This is a genomic window from Turicimonas sp. TL08, assembly GCF_054660695.1.
In genome coordinates this window covers 1-21,706 of record NZ_BAAGDP010000021.1, presented here as the reverse complement: position 1 = coordinate 21,706, position 21,706 = coordinate 1, and the positions used below count along the sequence as shown (strand labels likewise).

The following is a 21,706-nucleotide window of genomic DNA, read 5'->3' as shown; positions in this document are numbered from 1 at the left end:
AGAAATAAAGTGGCAGAAACAGAAAATCAATCCAAACCAATTGAAACGGATGCAGTCATCATCGGAGCCGGCCCTGTAGGCCTATTCCAAGTTTTTGAACTCGGTCTTCTGGAAATGAAGGCCCACGTCATCGACTCTTTACCGAGACCGGGAGGTCAATGTGTGGAACTGTACCCGGACAAGCCTATTTATGACATTCCGGCCGTTCCAGTCTGCTCTGCACAAGAACTTACAGACAACCTTCTTAAACAAATCGAGCCCTTTAATCCGACTTTCCACTACGGAGAAGAAGCCCAGGAACTCAAGAAGCTCGAAGATGGCCGTCTTTACGTTAGAACCTCTAAGGGAACGGAATTTCTTGCCCGCGCAGTATTCATCGCCGCAGGTGTAGGTTCTTTCCAAGCAAGAACACTTAAAGTACCGCACATCGACAAATTCGAAGGCACGCAGCTGCACTATAAAGTTAAAAATCCTTCCATGTTCGAAGGCAAGAATATTGTTATCTGCGGAGGCGGTGACTCCGCATTAGACTGGTGCTTAAACCTTGTTGGCAAAGCAGAAAGCGTTGTCCTTATTCACAGAAGAGACGGCTTCAGAGCAGCCCCTGCTTCCGTAACTAAGATGAAAGAACTCTGCGACCAGTGGGAAATGCAGTTTGAAGTAGGTCAAGTCACTGGCTTTACAGAAGAAAACGGCGTTATGACAGAGGTCAGAGTTACCGGCGCAGACGGCGTTACACGACGCATGCCGATGGATCATCTGCTGGTATTTTTCGGTCTTCAACCGAAACTCGGCCCAATCGCCGAATGGGGCCTTAAGCTCGAACGCAAACAGATTGCGGTTGATACTGCAAGATTTGAAACCAACATTCCGGGTGTTTTCGCCGTGGGCGATATCAACATCTATCCGGGCAAGAAGAAACTTATTTTGTCCGGCTTCCATGAATGTGCTCTTGCTGCTTTTGCGGCAGCTGACTACGTTTTCCCGGAAAAACGTGTTCTCCTGCAGTACACCACAACAAGTCCGAAGCTTCACAAAGTTTTAGGCGTTGAAACACCTCACTTTGATTAAGAAACGAAAAAAGCGGCCTCGGCCGCTTTTTTCAATTTTGAAGATTAGTCGTTAGAAACCTTGATGGAAGGCATCTTAGCTGAGTAATCTTTATTTCTTTCAGAAACGAGAACGCCGACCTTTCTAGCGATTTCTTTGTAAACCTGAGCGACCTTGCTGTCAGGAGCAGCTTCAACAATCGGTTCGCCCTTGTCCATGCTGAGGCGGATATTGATGTCCAAAGGAATTTCGCCCAAAAGTTTGACGCCGTATTGCTCGGCCATCTTCTTAGCTCCGCCCTCACCGAAGATATGTTCTTCATGTCCGCACTTGCTGCAGATATGAGTTGCCATATTTTCAATAATACCGAGAATTGGAACATTGACCTTTTCAAACATGACCAAACCCTTCTTGGCATCCATTAAAGCAATGTCCTGAGGAGTTGTGACCACGATAGCGCCGGTCAAAGGCACTTCCTGAGAAAGAGAAAGCTGAATATCGCCTGTTCCCGGCGGCATATCTACAATCAAATAGTCCAGATCGTGCCAGTTTGTCTGCTTAATCAACTGTTGAAGAGCTGAAACAGCAAGAGGACCTCTCCAAATCATCGGTTCGTCCGGATCAATGAGCACCCCGATAGAAGCTACCTGCAAGCCATGACCGTCTAACGGTTCAAGAGTCTTGCCGTCTTTTGTAACTGCACCGCCTTTAAGACCAAGCATAGTCGGCTGGCTAGGACCATAGATATCAGCATCCAACAAACCGACTTTTGCGCCTTCTGCCTGAAGAGCCAACGCTAAGTTAGCTGCAACGGTACTTTTGCCCACACCGCCTTTGCCGGAAGAGACGGCGATAACGTTTCTGACATTATCAAATACCTTCACGCCTCTCTGAACTTGGTGAGCGATGATGTTCTGTCTAACTTCAACATCAGCCTCAATATGATTCACAGCCAATTTTGCTTCGACAAGATTCTTGACAACAGGAATTTGTGTTTTTGCGGGATAGTCGAGGTCGATTAAAATTTTTAACTTATTATCGACATCTTCAATTTTCTTAACTGACTTAGAAGTCACCAAATCTTTTCCGGTGTTCGGATCAACTACTTCCTTCAAAAGATGGCGAACTTTTTGTTCAATTTTTTCGTCCATGTAGAACTCCAGTTATTAGTTCTGAAAAATATCCGTTAAGTTTAACTCACGACCGAAGAGATACCCTAATCGATTGTTTCAAAACGGATCAAAAAAGTTGCGAAATATTGTATGAAACTCAAGGCTTCAAAAGAAAATGAAGCCGCAAGAATAAGACTGGACAGCAATGCTCAAAAAGAGATTTTCTCAATGATTATGCAGATGGCTGAATTTTCTGATGGTCAGTTGACCGTAGAAAGAAGAAGCTCTGCCAGAAAGAGTAAAATTACGAGTTTCACGTTAACTAAATCTTTAGCAGAACTTTAAACATGAGTAAACGCACCATATTCCTGACTACCGCTCTTCCATATGCGAACGGTAATTTTCACATGGGCCACATTGTTGAGTACATTCAAGCTGACATTTGGGTCCGTCATCAACGCATGGGTGACAACACTGTCCACTTTGTAGGTGCTGATGATGCACATGGTGCGCCAATCATGATTTCTGCCCAAAAATTAGGCATCTCTCCTGAAGCTTTTGTTAAGAAAATTTCCGAAGGACGCAAACAGTACCTGGACGGTTTTTACATCAAGTTTGATCACTGGCACTCCACAGACAGTAAAGAGAATACCGAACTTTCTTGTGAAATTTATCATCGCCTTAAAGACGCCGGTCTGATTTATACAAAGGATATTGAACAGTTCTACGATCCGGAAAAGAAGATGTTCTTGGCTGACCGCTTCATTAAAGGCAAATGTCCTAAGTGCGGTGCTGAAGATCAATACGGTGATTCTTGCGAAGTATGCGGAGCAGTCTATGCCCCGACCGAACTCATTGAACCGTATTCCGCTCTTTCCGGAGCTAAACCTGAATTAAGAAAGAGTACTCACTACTTCTTTAAACTCTCCGATCCAAAATGCGTAGAGTTTCTGAGAGACTGGACAAAAGGGGTTGCTCCTGACGGATCATTGAGACTGCAGCCTCAGATTATTGCCAAGACTGAAGAATGGCTTGGAAAAGACGGCGATCTCTCTGATTGGGATATCAGCCGCGATGCTCCGTATTTCGGTATCGAAATTCCTGATGCACCGGGCAAATATTTCTATGTATGGCTCGACGCACCTATCGGCTACCTTGCAAGCTTAAAGGCCTATTGCGAATTAAAAGGAATTAACTTCCAAGCCTTGTTGGAAACTTCTACAACCGAGCAGATTCACATTATCGGCAAAGACATCGCCTACTTCCATACTCTCTTCTGGCCGGCAATGCTCCAATTTTCCGGCAAGCCCTTCAAGACCCCGGATCATGTTTGGTGCCACGGGTTCTTAACCGTTTACAACAGAAAGATGAGTAAGAGCCGCGGAACGGGCCTTGATCCTATCGCCTACCTGAATTTGGGCATGGATCCGGAATGGCTCCGTTACTATCTGGCTTATAAGCTCAACTCTAAGGTGGAAGATATCGATTTCAATCCTGAAGACTTCATCCAAAGAGCCAATACCGACTTGGTCGGCAAGTATGTAAACATTGCCAGCCGCTCCGCCGGTTTTATCCTCAAGAGATTCGACGGCAAAGTCGATGCTGATGCGATTACTGACAGCGACCTCGTCAGCGACGTGAAGTCCTTCTCGAACGCCATTAGAGACTTCTACGAAGCCAGGGAATATAACAAGGCCATGAGAAAAGTCATGGAGCTTGCTGATAAAGTCAATGAATACGTTGACAGTCAAAAGCCGTGGGAATTAGCAAAGAGCGAAGAGAACCGCGCTAAGCTTCATGCCGTATGCTCTATCGTCTTGGAAGCTTTCCGTCTTCTGACCTTGTATTTGAAACCTGTCCTTCCGAGAACAGCATCTCAGGTTGAAGACTTCCTCGGCTGCTGCGACCTGAACTGGGAAACCGTTCAAAATTCATTAAATGCAGAAACTCAAATCAAGCCATTCAAGCATTTGATGACGCGTGCGACACCCGACCAGCTCACACAATTATTTGAACTCAGCAACCCTGCTAACAAAGCAAAAGCTGAAGAAAAAGCTAAAGAGGCAGTCTCCGATGAAAACAAAGATGAATTCGTCTTTGAACCTCTACAGCCGAATATCACCTTTGACGATTTCGCTAAATTAGATTTGCGTGTCGCAAAAATCGTCAACTGCACTAAAGTTGAAAAGAGCAAGAAACTCCTTCAGCTAACAGTGGATGTAGGGGAAGGAAAAACAAGAAACATTTTCTCCGGTATTGCCAATTTCTATAAGCCGGAAGACTTGATCGGTAAATTGACAGTCATTGTTGCGAACCTTGAACCTCGCAAAATGATGGGCCAGTTTTCTGAAGGAATGCTTCTTTCTGCTTCTGACGGCAGTGAGAAGACCACCGGCTTGTATCTGTTAAACCCTGATTGCGGTGCTAAACCGGGTATGCGTTTGCACTAGTAAAATTACCTAATTGACTCTAACTTTCGGTCAAAAACCTGTTATTTCTACCGAAAGTTAGAGTTTTTCTATTTTTGAGGGATACACTCTCAAAACTTCAATCTTCACTTGCCAACGAAATTTAGAAATGACTGCACGTCAGCATATTGTGGATGCTTTGCATCGCTTTCCGCTAGCAACTTTCCACCCTGCCTCTTTTAATATTCTTAAAGATTATTCCGTTAACAAATTTACCAGTGACCTATCTGCAGGTCTGACGGTAGGTGTGGTTGCGCTTCCGCTTGCCATGGCTTTTGCCATTGCCTCAGGCATGACTCCTGAAGCGGGTATTTATACGGCCATTGTGGCAGGATTCTTAATTTCCTTGCTCGGCGGCTGCAAAGTCCAGATCGGAGGTCCGGCAGGTGCCTTCATCGTTATTGTCTACGGCATCATTGCTCAGTTCGGCGTAGGCGGTCTTTTAGCGGCAACTTTTATCTCCGGCATCTTCCTCTTTATTATGGGACTGCTGAAGATAGGAAGTTTTATTCGTTTTATTCCCGTATCCATTGTTATCGGCTTTACCAACGGTATTGCGGTTCTTATCGGCTTATCACAGGTCAAGGATTTTCTCGGCCTTGATATCGCTAAAATGCCTGCTGACTTTTTCAGTCAAATCTCCACTTTATACGGAGCAATTTCAACCGTTAATCCATATGCTGTCGGCATCGGTCTTCTTTCTTTAATTATTGTTTTCCTTTGGCCGAGAAGCTGGACCCAGGGAGGTGCCCCTTGGAAACGCTGGATGGCAAGAATCCCCAGCACCGTCATTGTGCTAATCATCATGACTTCTGCAGTGACATTCATGGACCTTCCCGTGGAGACTATCGGTTCCAAGTTCGGAGGCATTCCTCAGGGTCTTCCCAAACTCCAATTGCCTGAAGTCTCTTGGACCTCCTTTAATCAGCTTATCGGACCTGCTTTGACACTGGCACTGCTCGGCGCCATTGAATCCCTTCTCTGTGCCCGCGTAGCAGATGCTATGACAGATGATCGTCATGATCCTAATCAAGAATTAATGGGACAAGGCATTGCAAACTGCATCGTGCCGTTTATCGGCGGTTTGCCTTCTACCGGCACAATTGCTCGTACCGTTACCAACATTAAGAGCGGTGCGGTCTCTCCCGTCGCCGGCATGGTTCACAGTATCACCTTGCTGATTATTGTTCTTGTTGCCGCTCCGTTGGCTTCTAACGTACCTTTAGCCTGCTTATCTGCCATCCTTCTCTTCATGGCCTTTAACATGGGAAATTGGCACGAGTTTATCCGACTCAGACAATTCACTATGTCCTACAAGGCAACGCTTTTGGCAACCTTCTTCCTGACAGTCATCTTCGATTTGACCGTCGCTGTAGAAGTTGGCTTGATGACTGCCGCCGTGTTCTTCCTTTACAGAATGAACACCCTGACACGCGTGCTTCCTCTGCATCTGCCGTTTAATGCCTCTTACGGCATTGAAGCTTGGGTTATGGAAGGCGCCTTGTTCTTCGGCTCAGTTTCAAAACTGGAAATCGTGACGGATCCGAAGCACATCATTGATCCTCATTCTCCGGATGTCATTATCTTCAATTTCACGGATCTTCTCTCTATTGACAATAGTGCTCTTGACATCATTGAGAAATTCCAGAAGAACCTTTTAGCTCACGGAAAGATTTTGGTTATTGCCGGCGCAAACGGCCATCCTCTTAAACAGATGGAACGTCTTGGCATGACCAAGACACTAGGCAAGTATCTTGTCGGAGACATGGACGAAGCTATCAAGGTCGGCGAAGAGTTCTTAGAAGAAAAGAGACTCCAGAAGGAAAAGAAAGCCGCGCACGAAGATATCCGCATCGTTGAAAAGTAGGCTGAGTTCTTAATCCTTCTTCGTAAAAATCCCGCAGAGTTTTGTTCTGCGGGATTTTTTAATTCCAAAAGGAAACTGCTGAGATTCCGAACTACGGAGACTCAGCAGTTTTTCAAAAGTCTCTAGAGACGACTAGTCAAGGTACTTTGGTTTGTACATGTAGTCTTCCAAAGCAGCCGTCAAATCAGCAGGTTTTTCGATCTGGGCGATGCCGCTTTCTAAGCAATATTCAGCAACTCTCTGTGCGATATGACGAGATACTGAACGAACTTCCGTCAAAGACGGGAAGAGGCTTCCATTAGCCAAATCTTCTTCTGTCACAGTTTCAGTCAATGCACGAGCTGCGGCCAAGAACACGCCGTCAGGAATCAAACTCGCTTTAGTGTACAAAGCTCCTAAACCGATGCCTGGGAATACGTAGCTGTTGTTGCCTTGACGAGGAACAAAAGTCTTGCCGTTTAATTCAACCGGAGGGAAGGGGCTGCCGCAAGCAAAGAGACAACGGCCTTCTGTATAGGTATAAGCCTCGCGTGCCGTGCACTCTGCTTTGGATGTCGGGTTAGACAGAGCAAAGATGATAGGACGTTCATTCAGTCTTGCCATTGCGCCTAATACATATGCGTTGAAGGCACCGGACTGAGCTGCCAAACCTACGATAGCTGTCGGCTTAACGGTTTCAATTGCATCCAAGAAAGTTGTGCAAGGTTCCACATCCTTAGCATAAAGTGCCTTGTCATGAGACAAGTTGTCTCTTGAAGAAACAACGAGGCCCTTAGAATCAAAGAGGAAGATTCTGTCTCTTGCCTGCTGTTCCGTCAAACCTTCGGCAATCATTGCCTGAACAAGTAAATTAGAGCAACCGAGAGCGGCTTCACCGGCGCCCAAGAACAAAATCTTTTCGTCGCAAACTTTTGTGCCTTTGGCTTTTGTTGCAGACATGAATCCGGAGACAGTCACGGAAGCTGTGCCTTGGATATCATCATTAAAGCAAGTAACCTTGTCTCTCCAAAGTTCAAGCAGTTTAAATGCGTGGCGGTTAGCAAAGTCTTCGAACTGAATTAATACGCCGGGCCAACGTTTGCGGACAGCTAAAATAAACTCTTCTAGAAGTTCGTAGTATGCCTCTCCGTCAACTCTGGGATGCTGCAGGCCAAGATACAGAGGATCTTTGAGCAATGCAGGATTGTTTGTGCCAACGTCAATGCAAACGGGCAGAGAACGTTCCGGATGGATGCCGGCACAGGCTGTGTAGAGGGAAAGCTTTCCTTTTGGAATACCCATACCGCCGGTACCCAGATCTCCGAGACCTAAAATTCTTTCACCGTCAGTAACGACAATAATGTCAACATTTTCCTGCGGACAATTGCTGACAAGTTCAGCAACTTGTCCTTTATCTTCGATGGAAACATATAGACCGTCCGTATTACGGAAAATATGGTCATAGTCCATACAGGCTTTGCCCACTGTCGGGGTGTAGACGATTGGCATTAATTCTTCGATGTGATTGATTAACACATAGAAGTAAAGCGTACGATTTCTATGGCGTAAAGAATCGAGGAGTTCGTATTTGACCAAGTTGTCATCCGTCTCCCTCACTCTTTCCATAAATCTTTTGGCTTGAAGCTCGATTGTCAAAATTCTGGGCGGTAAAAGACCGCGGAGTTTTAATTTTTCCCTAGCTTCTTTACTGAAGGCGGTTCCTTCATTAACGTAAGGATTTCTTAAAACATTGACTCCTTCTAAGGGCTGAGCCATAACAAATTTCTCCAAAAAGAAAAAAATAGATTCGGGCGGAGACGAGCCCCGCCCTTTTATACTCTCGTTCAGTTAGAGTTTATCCCTTTAACCTTAAGATAAACGCTCATAAGGCAACAATTTGTTTGTTGTTAGCCAAACAGCACTTGTTTTCCTTCTTTCTGAAGTTGTTTAACCTCAGGAATTCTAAGTCTCAAAGCCGTGTAAATCGGAAGATCCTTCAAGCACTTAGCGGTAAAGAAAGCTACTGCACTGGCGCCGATCATAGCCAACGTTAGATCCCAGCAAGCCGTCATTTCCAAAATCAAGAGCACACCGGTAAAGGGCGCACGAATTGTAGCCCCGAAAAATGCGCTCATGCCGACCGCGCAGAAGGCCAATGGACTGACCTCTATTCCGACTAATCCAAGAGCCCAAGCAAACAAATGTCCTAAAATTCCTCCCATGAGAAGCAAGGGAGAAAACAATCCGCCGGGCACCCCTGTTGAATAACAAAGCGGAGCAAAGATCCAGCGAATAAGACCAAAGAGCAAAACAATCTGAATAGGATAGGCATAGTTCAGCATATCCTGACCTAAATTATCACCGCCGCCTGCCAAGTAAGGCGCATACCAAAGAAGCAGAGCAACCACGATTCCGACGATACCTGCCTTAACCTCCGGCAGAATATGTTTGAAGTAATCGTTGAGATTCAAAAGAAGCAGCACGGATTTGTTATATAAAACTCCCATTGCTCCGATAAATATGCCGAACAGAACCAAGGCAAAAACTTCCTTAACATTCGGAATGGCAAAAGCCTTTTGGATAACAGCATAATCCGGTTGAGCACCAAGAATCGTCATGGAAGTAGAACAGCCGACCAGCACACAAAGCATGGTAGAAATTACCAAACTCGGTTTAATGTCCTTGGTTACTTCTTCGAAAGTAAACATGGCCCCGCCCAGAGGTGCAGAGAAAGCCACTCCGAGCCCGGTGCCGGCTGAGGCAATGGTTAAAAATTTCAGCTTCGTATAGTCCAGCTTGAATATTCTGCCAAGAGTACCTCCGATAGAAGCCCCCATTTGGACGGTAGGACCTTCTCGGCCAAGTGCCATCCCGCTTCCCAACGTCAAAAGACCGCCGAAGAATTTTACGAAAAGGATTGGCAGACGTGCCGGTTCATGTTCGTTGTGCCACATGGCTTCAACGTATTGAATTCCGCTTCCTCCGGCAGTCGGAGCAAAACGAACCAAGAATCGTCCGACAACCGCGCAGCTGACGCAGATTGCAATTAATGTCAGAAGACCTTCAAAGGTTCCGGCGGTATGGGCCCAAGAAGCAAGCTGATTACGGTATTTGTCGGCCAAATGAAGGAAGTATTGAAAATATCCTCCGGCCAAGCCCGTCAAAAAGCCGGCAACCATACAAAGTACTAAGAACCAACACAATGAACCCACGGACTCTTTTCCTAAGGTTGTTGCACTGTCTTGCGGAGGCAGTCCCGCAATTGGCGGCGTTTGCGGGGGAACTGTCTGATTGGTTTTACTAGTGGACATAATGGCCTCTTTTTTCTTTGTATGCTTAGAATAAAGGCCAAAACAGCTGAGGGTGAGTCAATATCCTTCAAAATGAGAACAGGACCATAACGGTCCTGTTCTTTTGTGCTTAACGGCAATTACATTTGACTCTTTGCCATCTTCGCGGCTTCGCTCTTCGGGAAACGCTTGATTAACTGTTGGAACGTTTGTTTAGCGTCCTCCGTTTTCTTAGTATCCATTTGAGCCATACCGATAATCAGCATTGCTTCGGGTACTTTTGCATGGCGAGGGAAGTTCTTCACTAAAGCTGACTCGGTATCAATAGCTTTTTTGAAGTCTCCCTTTCCATAGTAGCTGCTTCCCAACCAGTACATTGCTTCCGGATAGAGCTCGGAACCTCTGTTTTTCTGGATGAAAGTGTTGAATGCGGAGATAGCTTTTGCATACGCACTTTGATTCAACAATTTCAAAGCGTTGTCGAGTTCTTGCCTCTGCTGGATCTTTTTATCCTGCGCTGCCTGGTTGGCTTGAACCTTCGGATCCATTTCCTGAATCTTAGTGTTCAGATCACCGACCATGTTCTGCTGTTTCCCATAGGAATTTTTCAGGTCATCGAGCTGACCTCTGAGGTTTTTAACCTCTTTTGTCAGCGACTCAATGCGCTCGTACAACCGCATTTGCGTTTCCTGTTGAGTCTGCATTTGGGCACGCAATTCTACAATCGCCCTTCTTGCTTCATCATCTCCGAAGAGAGCATGAGCAGGATTGGCAAGAGTTGCAAAAACGATCAAGGAAGAGGCAAGTAAGCTAGTTCTCATTTGTTACCGACTAAATAATGAATATCGACGCGACGGTTCTGTGCGTAATCTTCTTCAGTATCGCCCAAAGCTTTTGGACGTTCTTTACCGAAACTGATAGATTCTACTTGATCAGGATTAACTCCCATCAATGTCATACGCTGTTTAACAGCTTCAGAACGTTTTTGTCCCAAAGCCAAGTTGTATTCACGGCTGCCGCGGGCATCAGTATTGCCTTCAAGCATAACTTTAACATTCTTGTTGTTGGCCAAGAATTTAGCGTGATTAGTTACGATCGGCATGTACTGCGGGCTGACGCTGTAGCTGTCAAAGTCAAAGTAAATTTCGCGTTTAGCTAAAGGACCGTCTTTAGCATTGAGCATTCTTTCCACTTCTGTTGCATCTGTAACGGAAGCAGCATCTTTATCCTTCTCTAAATCAATGCTAGAGCAGGCTGTTAAAGATAAGGCAGCCAAAACAGCAGCAGCTGCCAAAGAAAAACGTTGAAGATTCATTTTTAATTTCCTATCGAATGGTCGGTCCCCAAGCGGGTTCTCTAATGTCTCCGCTCAAGCCTGACAAGCGGGAGCGAGAGCTTCCATCGGTAGATACCGTCGAGAGCACTCCCTTACCTCCTTCGTCAGTAGCGAAGATAATCATATTTCCGTTAGGGGAATAGCTGGGGGATTCGTTTTTACCAAGTTGAGAAAGGGGGATTACGTTACCGGTAGAGAGATCTTGTTGGACAAGCTGGAAGTTACCTCCGGCTCTAACAATATACGCAATCTCGTTATTTTTCGGGCTCACAGTCGGGCTGACAGCGTAGGCATTGCCGAAGCTGACACGTTCTGTTGAACCGCCTGCCACAGGTTTTCTGTAAATCTGCGGGTTGCCGCCTCTGTCGCTGGTGAAATAAATATATTTTCCATCAGGAGAGAAAGTCGGCTCAGTATCGATACTATCTCCCTCCGTAAACGGACGAAGATTCATGCCTTCAGGGTTAAGCAAGTAGATTTTTGTACCGCCGTCTTTAGAAAGAGCCACTGCTAAGGTGGAACCGTCCGGGCTGAAAGCAGGAGCACTGTTGTTGCCGCGGAAAGCAGCAACCTGATGTCTCTTGCCGGTTGTCAGATTTTGAAGCCAAACTGTCGGCTTACCGGTTTCAAAAGTGGTGTAGGCAATTCTTCTGCCGTCAGGCGCCCACGCAATAGACATAATCGGCTCACGGCTCTTCAATGCAGTTTTAGGATTGTGCCCGTCACTGTCGGCAACCATAATATTGAATACATGCCGTCCGTCCTGACGTACGAAAGCTATTCTTGTAGCGAAGTCGCCTTTTTCTCCGGTAATTCTCTCGTAGATTCTATCGGCAATGCGGTGTGCGGTTAAACGCAAATCATCAGCCGGGCAGACGTATGAGGCCTGGTCGGTTTCCTGCTTTTTAACCACATCAAATAATTTGAATTTAATTTCGTAGCGGTTATCCGCTGTCTTCTGGATGCTGCCTACTACGTCGGCATCCGCTCCTTGTGCAGTCAGAGCTTTCCAATCAGGCTCGACATCTATGCCGGATGCTGAGCCTCCCTCAACTAAACGAAAAACGCCGCTTCGTACCAAGTCATTGGAAATGATCTTGGAAATATTTTCAGGACAAGCAGACTCATTTTCAAAGGGTTGAACTGCGATTGGGAACTGATTTGCTCCAACTCCGAGAATATCTACTTGGAACTGTCCCCACGCCAATCCGGAAGCGGCTAGTCCGGCCATCAGCCCTGCTCCCTGTAGAAGCAAACGTCTCTTAAACATTTGAACTGTCATAGTTATTTCCTGCTCATCCCTACGTAGGAATATTTTCTTTACAAAATTAATCTGAAGTATATTAATTTTTTTTGTTACACAAAACCTATATCTGTGGACATTTTGGGTTAAGAAGTGTTAAGAAAAAAAAGACCACCGATTTACTCAATGGTCTCTTTGTGCTAGTTAGCTATGAATTTTAGTGACGGAAGTGGCGTTCACCTGTAAATACCATTGTGATTCCGCGCTCGTTTGCAGCAGCAATAACTTCTTCGTCTCTGATGGAGCCGCCCGGCTGAATAACAGCCTTAGCACCGGCATCGATAATTACATCTAAACCGTCTCTGAACGGGAAGAACGCATCGGAAGCCGCAATGCTGCCCTGCAAGGACAAACCGGCTTCTTTTGCCTTAATAGAAGCGATGCGGGCAGAGTCGACACGGCTCATCTGCCCGGCACCTACTCCTAAAGTCATGCCGTTCTTCACGAATACGATGGTGTTGGATTTGATGAACTTAGCAATCTTCCAAGCAAACATCATGTCGGAAATCTGAGCGCTAGTTGGCTGGAGCTCTGTTACCACCTTCAAATCTTCTTCTTTGACTGTCTGGCTGTCCGGTGTTTGAACCAAGAGTCCGCCGCCGATTCTCTTCATATCGAAATCGTTGTGGGCGGAGCCGTTAGCAACAATCAACAAGCGAAGATTCTTCTTCTTGCCAAAGATTTCCAGAGCTTCCGGTGTGAATTCCGGAGCAATAATAACTTCAGCAAATTGTTTGGAGACTTCTTCTGCTGCTTCTTGGCCAACCTTGCAGTTGAAGGCGATAATGCCGCCGAATGCGGATGTCGGATCGCACTTAAAGGCCTTTGCATAAGCTTCAGCAGCATCTACACCGATGGCTGCGCCGCAAGGATTTGCGTGTTTGATAATGACGCAAGCCGGTGTATCAAAACTTCTGACAGCTTCCCATGCAGCATCGGAGTCAGCGATGTTGTTGTAAGAAAGTTCTTTACCCTGGATCTGGTCGTAGCCGGCAAGAAGTCCCGGAGCAACGTGTTTTTCTCTATAGAAAGCGGCAGCTTGATGAGGATTTTCGCCGTAGCGCATATCCTGGACTTTAACCCACTGACGAGTCAAAGATTCAGGGAAGCGAGTACGTGTCGAAACGTCCGAACCCTTCATGCTTGTCAGATAGTTAGAGATCATGGCATCGTAGTGAGCGGTATGAACGAACACTTTCTTAGCCAATTCAAGTCTGGTTTCAGGAGTTACATGGCCGACTTCTTTGATTTCATCGATAACCTTTCTATAGTCTCCGGGGGAAACAATCACGGCAACGCTTTCATGATTCTTAGCAGCTGCACGAATCATTGTTGGGCCGCCGATATCAATGTTTTCGATAGCGTTTTCGAAAGTGCAGTTTGGATTGGCAATTGCTTGTTCAAACGGATAGAGGTTTACGGCAACGATATCAATCGGGTCAATCTTGAACTGTTCAAGAGCCTGCATATGTTCAGGAACGCAGCGGCGAGCGAGAAGCCCAGCATGAATCTTCGGATTCAATGTCTTAACACGGCCGTCCAACATTTCTGGGAAACCGGTATAGTCAGCAACTTCTTGTACTGGAATACCTGCTTCAGCAATCAATTTTGCTGTACCGCCAGTAGATAAAATGTGATAACCAAGGTTAGAGAGTTCTTTTGCAAACTCGACCACACCTGACTTATCGGAACAGCTAATTAATGCTTGTTTTTTCATGTAAAAACCACTCCTCATTAGAGATTAATAGACAGATCCAACCTTTCAAGCAACTGAAGGGTCAGATCAATCTGTTCGTCCGGATTTCCGGCTAATAAAACTTTACGAATATCTTTCTCGTCCGCATTAAATCTTTTGAGGTACCAATTCAGGTGTTTTCTAATAGTTTTAAGACCAAGGACTTCTCCGTAAAAGGCATGATGAGAACGGATATGCCCAATGATTGTTTCCTCAATTTGAGTTTTGCTAAGTATAAATTGTCTTGTTCCCGATAACAGAGAATTGATTTGGCTAAAAATCCAAGGATTTCCAAGTGCTCCTCTGCCGATCATTACACCATCAGCCCCAGTGGCTTTAAGCACTTCCAATGCCTTATCTGCGGTATCAATATCCCCGTTGGCGATAACAGGGATGGAAACGGCTTGTTTCAAACGTCGTATCGTTTCATACTCTGCATGTCCTTTGAAACCTTGCTCCCCGGTTCTTCCGTGCAGAACCAGCATTTTTACTCCTGCCTCTTCAGCCCTTTTTCCCAAATCCACTGCATTAATATCGGATGCAGTCCAACCAATTCTGTACTTGAGGGTTACCGGAACCGAAACGGCATTCACAATACTCTTAAGAAGGGACTCCACTAAATCCGGATTTTTTAAAAGTGCTGAACCGCATGCTACCGAGCACACTTTCTTCGCCGGACAGCCGCAATTTAAATCTACGATATCGGCACCGGCGTTTTCCGCTCTCTTAGCTGCTCTTGCTAGCTCTTCAGGAACAGAACCGATCAATTGAATTCCTCTTGGGGATGGTTCTCCATCTAAGTTCATCCTGAAAGAAGTTTTGGCGGTGTGCTGAAGGTTATCTTTAGAAGCTGCCATTTCAGCAACTGCATAGGCAGCTCCCCATTGTCTGCAAATTTTGCGGTATGGAAGATCGGTAAACCCAGCCATAGGGGCCAGAATTGTTTGACCGGCAATGCTGACTGAGCCTACTTGGATATTATTCATAGCAGTACGGAGGCAGCTTTTCAAATTTTTCTAATTCTTCCGGGGTTCCGACATTTGCCCAATTACCTTCATAAATTTCGCCGGTAATCAGCCCCTGATCTACAAAATCGTAAAGCCATGGAAAAAGCGGAGTTTTAGTACTTGGAATATTTTTAAAAATTGATGGAGAGAAAACAGCTATATTCCCATAGGTATATTGTTTTTGTTTGCGGGTAATTTGTCCTTTTTCCAGGCCCATATCTCCGCCTTCATGATAAGAAGGGTTCGGAACCAACACCAAGTGCGCTTTAGCTTGCCCCCCGGAGACTTTCTTTGCTGCGCTTTTTAAGGACTCATAAGGAAAGTCGGTGACGATATCTCCGGACACGACAACGAAAGGCTCACTACTGCTTTGTTCAACCAGCTTATCTAACGCTTTAACGATTCCTCCTCGGGTCTCCAAAGATTCTTCGTGAGTATATCCTTCTATGGAAAAAGTTATGTTTACCCCGTACTTTGAACCGTCCCCAAGATATTCCAGCAGCTTATCGGCACAGTAGGCAACATTAATAACAATGTCTTTAAACCCTGCTTTTTTCAATGCCAAAATCTGCCACTCAATCAAAGGGCGTCCCCAAAGTTTGATTAACGGCTTCGGCATCGAATCCGTTAGATGCCGCATTCGTTTACCTCGTCCTGCGGCTAAGATCATTGCTTTCATCAAAACGTATAACCTACTTGCTTTTCTTTATTCTGAATCTTGTCCATAAGGTTTGCCAACGGCTTTAACGCATCATAACGGCCGGCAGTTTTAGAGACATAATTGATAAAGCGCGGAAGATCGCCGATGTATTTATCTTTACCGTCTCTGTAAGACAAACGGCAAAAGATTCCCAACACCTTCAGATGGCGCTGCAGACCCATCCACTCAACATCTTTCCAGAAAGCTCCGAAATCTGCCGGAACCGGCAGTCCTGCTTTTCTTGCTTTATCCCAGTAACGAATCGTCCAATCAATGATTTGATGTTCTTCCCAAGAAATAAAAGCGTCACGGCAGAGACTTGCAATGTCATAGCTGATAGGTCCGTAAACTGCATCCTGAAAGTCCAGAACACCCGGATTATCCACAGACTCCGGCATCAAGTTTCTTGGCATATAGTCTCTATGAACGTATACCTTGGCCTCACTCAAATTCTTAGCAATAATCAGATCAAAAGTCCTCTCCAAAAGCTTTTTCTCGAGATCGGACAATTCCATATGGAGATGCTTTTCTAAAAACCATTCAGTAAACAAATTGATTTCTTTTCTTAGAAGCTCGGCGCTGTAGGGCGGAAGGACATCCGGTTTGCTGGCAACCTGAAGTTTGACCAAGGCTGTTGTTGCATCATCCATGAGCCGGTCGGCATTATCGTGATCTAAAACATCCAAATAGGTTTTAGTTCCTAAGTCGGAGAGCAGCATGAAGCCGCCTTCATAGTCGACCTCAAAAATTTCCGGAACGTTCAGACCGGCAGTCTTCATAATCTCATCAACCTTGACGAACTCTTTCATGGATTGCTTTTCTTTCGGACAATCCATGATGATGTAGCTGCGACCGGTTCCCTGAATACGGAAATATTGTCTGAACCCTGCATCTGAGGAGGCATAAGTCAAAGTCTCCGGCTGAAGACCGTAAGTCGGGGAAACCAAAGCGAGCCATTTGTTTAATTGTTCACGACATTCCATCAGAAAATACCTCTTTTCAGAATAAGCAAGACAACAACTATTGCCTTTATAATTTAGCCACCCAATTCCGTGCAATTCTAATGACTCGACTTACCCAACGGCGAAAACTTGTTACCAGAGTTGTGAATGTGACGCCTGTAGCTGCTTCTATTGCCGCCCTCTTTTTTGTTGCGGCAGGCTCTGCTGTGCGCGCTGAAATTTCAGCTTACGGCACAGCACTTCCGATTAACTTAAACATGGCGCGTTCGCTTGACGTAAACGCTCCGACCGACACTGATGATACGAATATTTATCTTCGTTCTCATCAGATGCACTCTATCCCTGAAGAGCAGATTGTTCTGACCGATGAGGCCGAAGTCCGAAAAGCAGGTGCTGTCCTGAAGGGAGACAAGATCACTTATACCTTCTCAAAAGATGAAGTGTATGCGCAGGGCAATGCTCTAGTTGCACGGCAAGGAACAGTATTCGAGGGTCCGGAACTTACCTATCGTCTTGATGCGGAAAGCGGAAGCATGCCTAATGCTAAGTTCCGTTATCTGCCTAATAATGTTCGTGGTTCCTCTGATGAAGTCCAATTGCTCGGCGATGGTAATGTGAAGATGTGCAACGCCATGATTACCACTTGTAAAGAAGGGGATAACTCATGGTGGATTGAAGCTTCCACCCTCGATATTGATCAACAAGAAGAAACGGCAGACGGACGTAACGCCCGTCTCTATCTCGGCGGCGTTCCTATTTTTGCCTCACCTTACTTTACTTTCCCGATTGGCGAGAAAAGAAAGAGCGGCTTCTTGACACCGAAGATGGGTGCCAACTCCACGTTCGGTTTCAATGTTGAGATTCCCTATTATTGGAACATTGCCCCGAACTATGACTACACCATGGTTCTCAAGCCGATGTCAAAACGCGGCTTTATGCTCGGCAACCAGTTCCGGTACTTGCAGCCGACCTTCGGCGGTCAGCTTGATTATGATATTTTGTTCCATGACAGAGAAACCAAAAAGAAGAGATATTCTCTTGCTTGGAAACACACTCAGCGTTTGTGGGGCGGTGTAGGACTTGGCGTAAATTATCAGAGAGTCTCCGATGACAACTACATCTCAGACTTCTCCACGAACTTAAGGCAGTCTAGTGAAGACGTTCTACCGCAGAATGTCTGGCTGAGTTATGGAAAAACATACTGGAGCACATCTCTGGGAGTTTATAAAAACCAAACTTTAAGACCGGATAACGAGTGGACTGAACAACCTTACGAAAAAATTCCGGAATTTAATTTCCGTGCGTATGGCGCCGACGTGAAAGGCTTCTCGCTTCTTTCCAACTTTACGGCTACACGTTTCCGACATGGAAACAACTTCAATTACAGAGGCGAGCCGATTGGAAGAACTCGAAGCGGAGACGGAAACCGTGTCATGCTGAACAGCACCATCAGCTATCCGATGATGGGCTCTTATTGGTTCTTAACACCGTCGTTCGAATACAGCATGGCTTGGTACGGTGACATCACCGGCCGTAAGTACAATTCCGGCAACGTAGATATCTATAAGAACTCTCATCGAACCATCCCGATCTTCACGCTCGATTCCGGATTGGTCTTTGAGAGAAATACTATGGTCCTTGGACGAGAGACCGAGCAAACTCTCGAACCCAGGTTGTACTATGCTTACATCCCTTATCGAGCCCAGAACCACTTGCCGAACTTTGATTCGTCATTGGCTGACTTGAACTTTGCTCAGCTTTTTTCTCCTAACCGCTTTATCGGTTACGACCGTATTTCCAATGCCAATCAGCTCACGGCAGCTTTGACGACCCGGTTTATTGATTCTCAGACCGGAAAAGACTGGTTCAGCGCAACCGTTGGTCAGCGTTACCACTTTACCGACGAAAAAGTCGATATTTACTGGAATGAAATCAATCGGAAAAACCTCAAGAGCGATATTATCGGCATGACCGAATTCACGCTCATTAAGGATTGGAAGGCTGAGCTTGGGGTTCAATACTCCACTCTGTGGAAAAAATTCTCTAAAACAACTGCCGGTGTTCGCTACAACCCTGCGAAATACAGCAATATCGGGTTGTATTATCGTTATAACTACGATCCGACTGATACCAGAGAGGCTTTTTATAACTCGAACATCAAGCAGCTTGACCTCTCGTTCCAATGGCCGGTCACCAGAGACTTGTATGCCCTTGGCCGTTACAACTATTCAATTCGTGACAAAAAAGTCATTGATTCTTTAATTGGTCTTGAATATCGTGAGGGGTGTTGGATTTTCCGCTCAGCCATTCAAAGATACGTACGCAGTGCTGGGCGCACCACAACCAACTTCTTCTTCGAGTTAGAGCTCGTTGGTTTAGGCGCTTTCGGATCAAGCCCGATTGAAGCACTCCAACAGAGTATTACCGGCTATCAACCTCTCAGTCCCAGACCGATAGAAGTTGGAAGATATGATTACTATGAATAAAACAGCAATGAAGAAAATTAAACTTCTGAGTTTGGTTCTCAGCCTTTCTTTAGCTGCTTTGGCCAGCGGACCGGTGTCCGCTCAAAAAGCCGCCAAGCAAGAGACCCAGTCGACCTCTAAAATTATTCCCGTTGACAGAATAGCCGCCGTTGTTAACAACGATGTCGTCACTGAGATGGAACTGCAGTCCCGCGTTCACCAGACCGCGTTGAATCTGCGCCGTCAAAACATTGCATTGCCGCCGATGGAAGCTCTGAGAGATCAGATTCTGGAAAGAATGATTCTGGAAAGAATCATCGAACAAAAGGCCAGAGAAACGGGCGTACGTGTTGACGACAATATGCTTAACTCGGCTATCGAACAGATTGCTGCCAACAACAACATGACTGTTCCTCAGTTAGAAAAAAGACTGTTGGCTGACGGTATTACGTTCAATAACTTTAGAAAAGAAATTAGAGCCGATCTTCTGACTCACCGCTTACGCGAGAGAGAAGTTGATGACATGGTGAAGATTCCGGAAAGCGAAGTCGATCAGTACATTAAAGATCAACTCGGACCTGAGAAACGCCGTCAATACAATCTGCAGAGAATTGTAGTCAGCCTGCCGGAAAATCCCTCCAGAGAGCAGTTTGAAGAGGCTCAGAGAACAGCCAACAAAGTTCTAGAAAGTGCACGCAAGGGGGGCAACTTCAGCCAGCTGGCTGCCAGATACTCTCGCTCTCCTGACGCCATGGAAGGCGGGAACATGGGATGGAAAACTGCCAATACACTTCCTCCTCCGCTTTTCGACGCCCTTAAGAACGCAAAAACCGGCGATATCGTGCCTCTTCGTGCGCAATCCGGATTCCACATTTATAAGGTCTTAGGCAGCCGAGATCCGGGAGATGCTGCGGAAGTTCAATCCGTCAAACAAACCCGTGTTCGTCAAATCTTTATGCGTCCCACAAACATCACACCTGAGAACGTTGTTGTTGAACGCATGAAGAAGATTAAGGAAAGAATCGAGAGCGGCGACTCTGATTTTCAGACACTGGCTCGTCTTCACTCTGCCGATCCTTCCGGCACTCGCGGAGGAGATCTAGGGTGGATTTATGAAGGCGACGTTCCTCCGGAACTGGAAGCAGAAATTAATAAACTTCAAAAAGGCCAAATCAGTGAACCGATTAAAACTCCTTTCGGCTATCACTTGATCCAAGTTACGGACCGACGTACACAGCAAGGCGTTAATGAAAGACTTCGCAGTCAAGCCAGAGACAATCTGAGAGAACAAAAAATCAATGAAGCGACTCTGGATTGGGAAAGACAACTGAGAGACCAAGCCTACGTTGATAAACGTATTGCTCGCCCTCAGGATTAACATGAAGCGCCTGGAAAAACCAGGCGTTTTTTACTATGGCACTTGTATTAAAAAGCCACAAGGCTAAAAAGAATTTCGGACAGAACTTCCTTCACGATGATTTCTGGATTGAAAAAATTGCATCCGCAGTTGATGCTCAGCCGGGCCAAAACATTGTTGAGATTGGTCCAGGACAGGCAGCTCTTACACGCTTGATGATTCGAGACGCAGGCTGCGTTACCTGTATCGAAATCGATAAAGATTTAGCCCAGTGGCTGCAAAAGAAGTTCAAGCCTGAAGAACTGGCTCTTATTGAAGCTGATGTTCTTAAAGTTGATTTTGCTCGCATCAAGCCGGGAGAAAAAATAAGGCTCGTCGGCAATCTTCCGTACAACATCTCCAGCCCTCTTCTCTTCCGTTTAATGGAATTAGCAGACAGAGTCATTGATCAGCATTTCATGCTTCAAAAAGAGGTTGTAGACAGAATGGCAGCCACACCGGGCCATAAGGCCTTCGGACGTTTGTCAGTCATGCTTCAGCACCGATACAAGATCGTCAAGCTTTTTGACGTTCCCCCTGATGCCTTCTCTCCTCCTCCGAAAGTCATTTCTTCCGTCGTGCGGATGATTCCTTTGGAATCTCCCCTTCCGGTTAATGAAAAACTTTTTGAACGGGTGACGGCTCAGGCGTTTTCGATGAAGAGAAAAACGCTGAAGAACAACTTTGCCAAATATTTCGGCCCGGAAATTTTAGAAGAAGCGGGCATTGATCCCGGGGCCCGAGCAGAAGCCGTAAGCATGCCGTCTTTTGTAACTTTGACCAATTTATTGGAGAGCAAAGGCATCCTGCTTGATGATTGCGTCTCGGCGACACAGGAATAACTAAATTGATCATTCGGCTGTTCCATCCGACATTTCAGCGGGAGAACAGCCTTTTCCTTACACTTTCTCCTGTCTTTAACACTTTTTATTTAGTCTGATCCGTTTTGAACCCCGATGGGTTCTTTATTTTTGCCTAAATTTATTTTTAAAATTTAAGTATTAATTGTAGTATAATTATCCTAATGCTAAATTTT

At 45.7% G+C, this 21,706-nt stretch carries 17 protein-coding genes; 7 read left to right on the top strand and 10 right to left on the bottom strand.

Annotated elements, in window-relative coordinates:
* Positions 1-9 precede the first annotated feature (9 nt).
* Positions 10-1,071: an NAD(P)/FAD-dependent oxidoreductase gene (locus ACYQ4O_RS10260; protein WP_277035859.1), complete on the top strand. Its 1,062-nt coding sequence runs from the start codon at positions 10-12 to the stop codon at positions 1,069-1,071.
* A gap of 44 nt (positions 1,072-1,115) precedes the next feature.
* Here ACYQ4O_RS10260 and apbC read toward each other — a convergent pair whose 3' ends face one another.
* Positions 1,116-2,201: an iron-sulfur cluster carrier protein ApbC gene (apbC, locus tag ACYQ4O_RS10255; RefSeq protein ID WP_460175531.1), complete on the bottom strand. Its 1,086-nt coding sequence runs from the start codon at positions 2,199-2,201 to the stop codon at positions 1,116-1,118.
* A 111-nt stretch (positions 2,202-2,312) separates the two neighbouring features.
* Here apbC and ACYQ4O_RS10250 point away from each other — a divergent pair, with 111 nt between their 5' ends.
* The 3 genes from ACYQ4O_RS10250 (at position 2,313) to ACYQ4O_RS10240 (ending at position 6,497) form a co-directional block, all read left to right on the top strand.
* Entirely contained in the window at positions 2,313-2,507 is a 195-nt protein-coding gene (locus ACYQ4O_RS10250; RefSeq protein ID WP_460175530.1) for a hypothetical protein, read from the top strand.
* A 2-nt stretch (positions 2,508-2,509) separates the two neighbouring features.
* Positions 2,510-4,612 (top strand): methionine--tRNA ligase, encoded by a 2,103-nt coding sequence (gene metG / locus ACYQ4O_RS10245; RefSeq protein ID WP_460175529.1) that lies wholly within the window; start codon positions 2,510-2,512, stop codon positions 4,610-4,612.
* Positions 4,613-4,739: 127 nt separating this feature from the next.
* Entirely contained in the window at positions 4,740-6,497 is a 1,758-nt protein-coding gene (locus ACYQ4O_RS10240) for a SulP family inorganic anion transporter (protein WP_277029726.1), read from the top strand.
* Positions 6,498-6,629: 132 nt separating this feature from the next.
* Here the strand turns inward: ACYQ4O_RS10240 and maeA are convergent, their stop codons facing one another.
* The 9 genes from maeA to ACYQ4O_RS10195 all read right to left on the bottom strand — a co-directional run bounded on the left by maeA (position 6,630) and on the right by ACYQ4O_RS10195 (position 16,830).
* Positions 6,630-8,252 carry an oxaloacetate-decarboxylating malate dehydrogenase gene (gene maeA, locus ACYQ4O_RS10235; protein WP_460175528.1) on the bottom strand — a complete coding sequence of 541 codons (1,623 nt, stop codon included), beginning with the start codon at positions 8,250-8,252 and terminating at the stop codon, positions 6,630-6,632.
* Between the two features lie 131 nt (positions 8,253-8,383).
* Positions 8,384-9,787: a ClC family H(+)/Cl(-) exchange transporter gene (locus tag ACYQ4O_RS10230; protein ID WP_460175527.1), complete on the bottom strand. Its 1,404-nt coding sequence runs from the start codon at positions 9,785-9,787 to the stop codon at positions 8,384-8,386.
* Positions 9,788-9,906: 119 nt separating this feature from the next.
* Complete coding sequence (gene ybgF, locus ACYQ4O_RS10225) at positions 9,907-10,587, bottom strand: tol-pal system protein YbgF (RefSeq protein WP_277039888.1); 681 nt, start codon at positions 10,585-10,587, stop codon at positions 9,907-9,909.
* On the bottom strand, positions 10,584-11,081 hold the full coding sequence (gene pal, locus ACYQ4O_RS10220) for a peptidoglycan-associated lipoprotein Pal (protein ID WP_066594058.1): 498 nt from the start codon (positions 11,079-11,081) through the stop codon (positions 10,584-10,586). Before pal ends, ybgF begins: the two co-directional genes overlap by 4 nt.
* Before the next feature lie 10 nt (positions 11,082-11,091).
* The gene (tolB, locus tag ACYQ4O_RS10215; RefSeq protein ID WP_460175526.1) at positions 11,092-12,384 is read right to left on the bottom strand and encodes a Tol-Pal system beta propeller repeat protein TolB; all 1,293 of its coding nucleotides are present in this window, start codon (positions 12,382-12,384) and stop codon (positions 11,092-11,094) included.
* A 178-nt stretch (positions 12,385-12,562) separates the two neighbouring features.
* Positions 12,563-14,122, bottom strand: a complete 1,560-nt coding sequence (gene purH / locus ACYQ4O_RS10210; RefSeq protein WP_308513631.1) for a bifunctional phosphoribosylaminoimidazolecarboxamide formyltransferase/IMP cyclohydrolase — start codon at positions 14,120-14,122, stop codon at positions 12,563-12,565.
* A gap of 17 nt (positions 14,123-14,139) precedes the next feature.
* Entirely contained in the window at positions 14,140-15,126 is a 987-nt protein-coding gene (gene dusB / locus ACYQ4O_RS10205) for a tRNA dihydrouridine synthase DusB (protein WP_460175525.1), read from the bottom strand.
* Positions 15,119-15,826: an N-acetylmuramate alpha-1-phosphate uridylyltransferase MurU gene (gene murU / locus ACYQ4O_RS10200; protein ID WP_460175524.1), complete on the bottom strand. Its 708-nt coding sequence runs from the start codon at positions 15,824-15,826 to the stop codon at positions 15,119-15,121. The genes dusB and murU overlap by 8 nt, the downstream gene beginning before the upstream one ends.
* The gene (locus ACYQ4O_RS10195) at positions 15,826-16,830 is read right to left on the bottom strand and encodes an aminoglycoside phosphotransferase family protein (RefSeq protein WP_308513634.1); all 1,005 of its coding nucleotides are present in this window, start codon (positions 16,828-16,830) and stop codon (positions 15,826-15,828) included. Before ACYQ4O_RS10195 ends, murU begins: the two co-directional genes overlap by 1 nt.
* Before the next feature lie 80 nt (positions 16,831-16,910).
* Here ACYQ4O_RS10195 and ACYQ4O_RS10190 point away from each other — a divergent pair, with 80 nt between their 5' ends.
* The 3 genes from ACYQ4O_RS10190 to rsmA are packed head-to-tail and all read left to right on the top strand — an operon-like array spanning position 16,911 to position 21,512.
* Positions 16,911-19,295 (top strand): LPS-assembly protein LptD, encoded by a 2,385-nt coding sequence (locus ACYQ4O_RS10190; RefSeq protein WP_308513635.1) that lies wholly within the window; start codon positions 16,911-16,913, stop codon positions 19,293-19,295.
* The gene (locus ACYQ4O_RS10185) at positions 19,288-20,652 is read left to right on the top strand and encodes a peptidylprolyl isomerase (RefSeq protein ID WP_460175523.1); all 1,365 of its coding nucleotides are present in this window, start codon (positions 19,288-19,290) and stop codon (positions 20,650-20,652) included. The genes ACYQ4O_RS10190 and ACYQ4O_RS10185 overlap by 8 nt, the downstream gene beginning before the upstream one ends.
* A gap of 35 nt (positions 20,653-20,687) precedes the next feature.
* On the top strand, positions 20,688-21,512 hold the full coding sequence (gene rsmA / locus ACYQ4O_RS10180) for a 16S rRNA (adenine(1518)-N(6)/adenine(1519)-N(6))-dimethyltransferase RsmA (RefSeq protein WP_460175522.1): 825 nt from the start codon (positions 20,688-20,690) through the stop codon (positions 21,510-21,512).
* Positions 21,513-21,706: the final 194 nt, after the last annotated feature.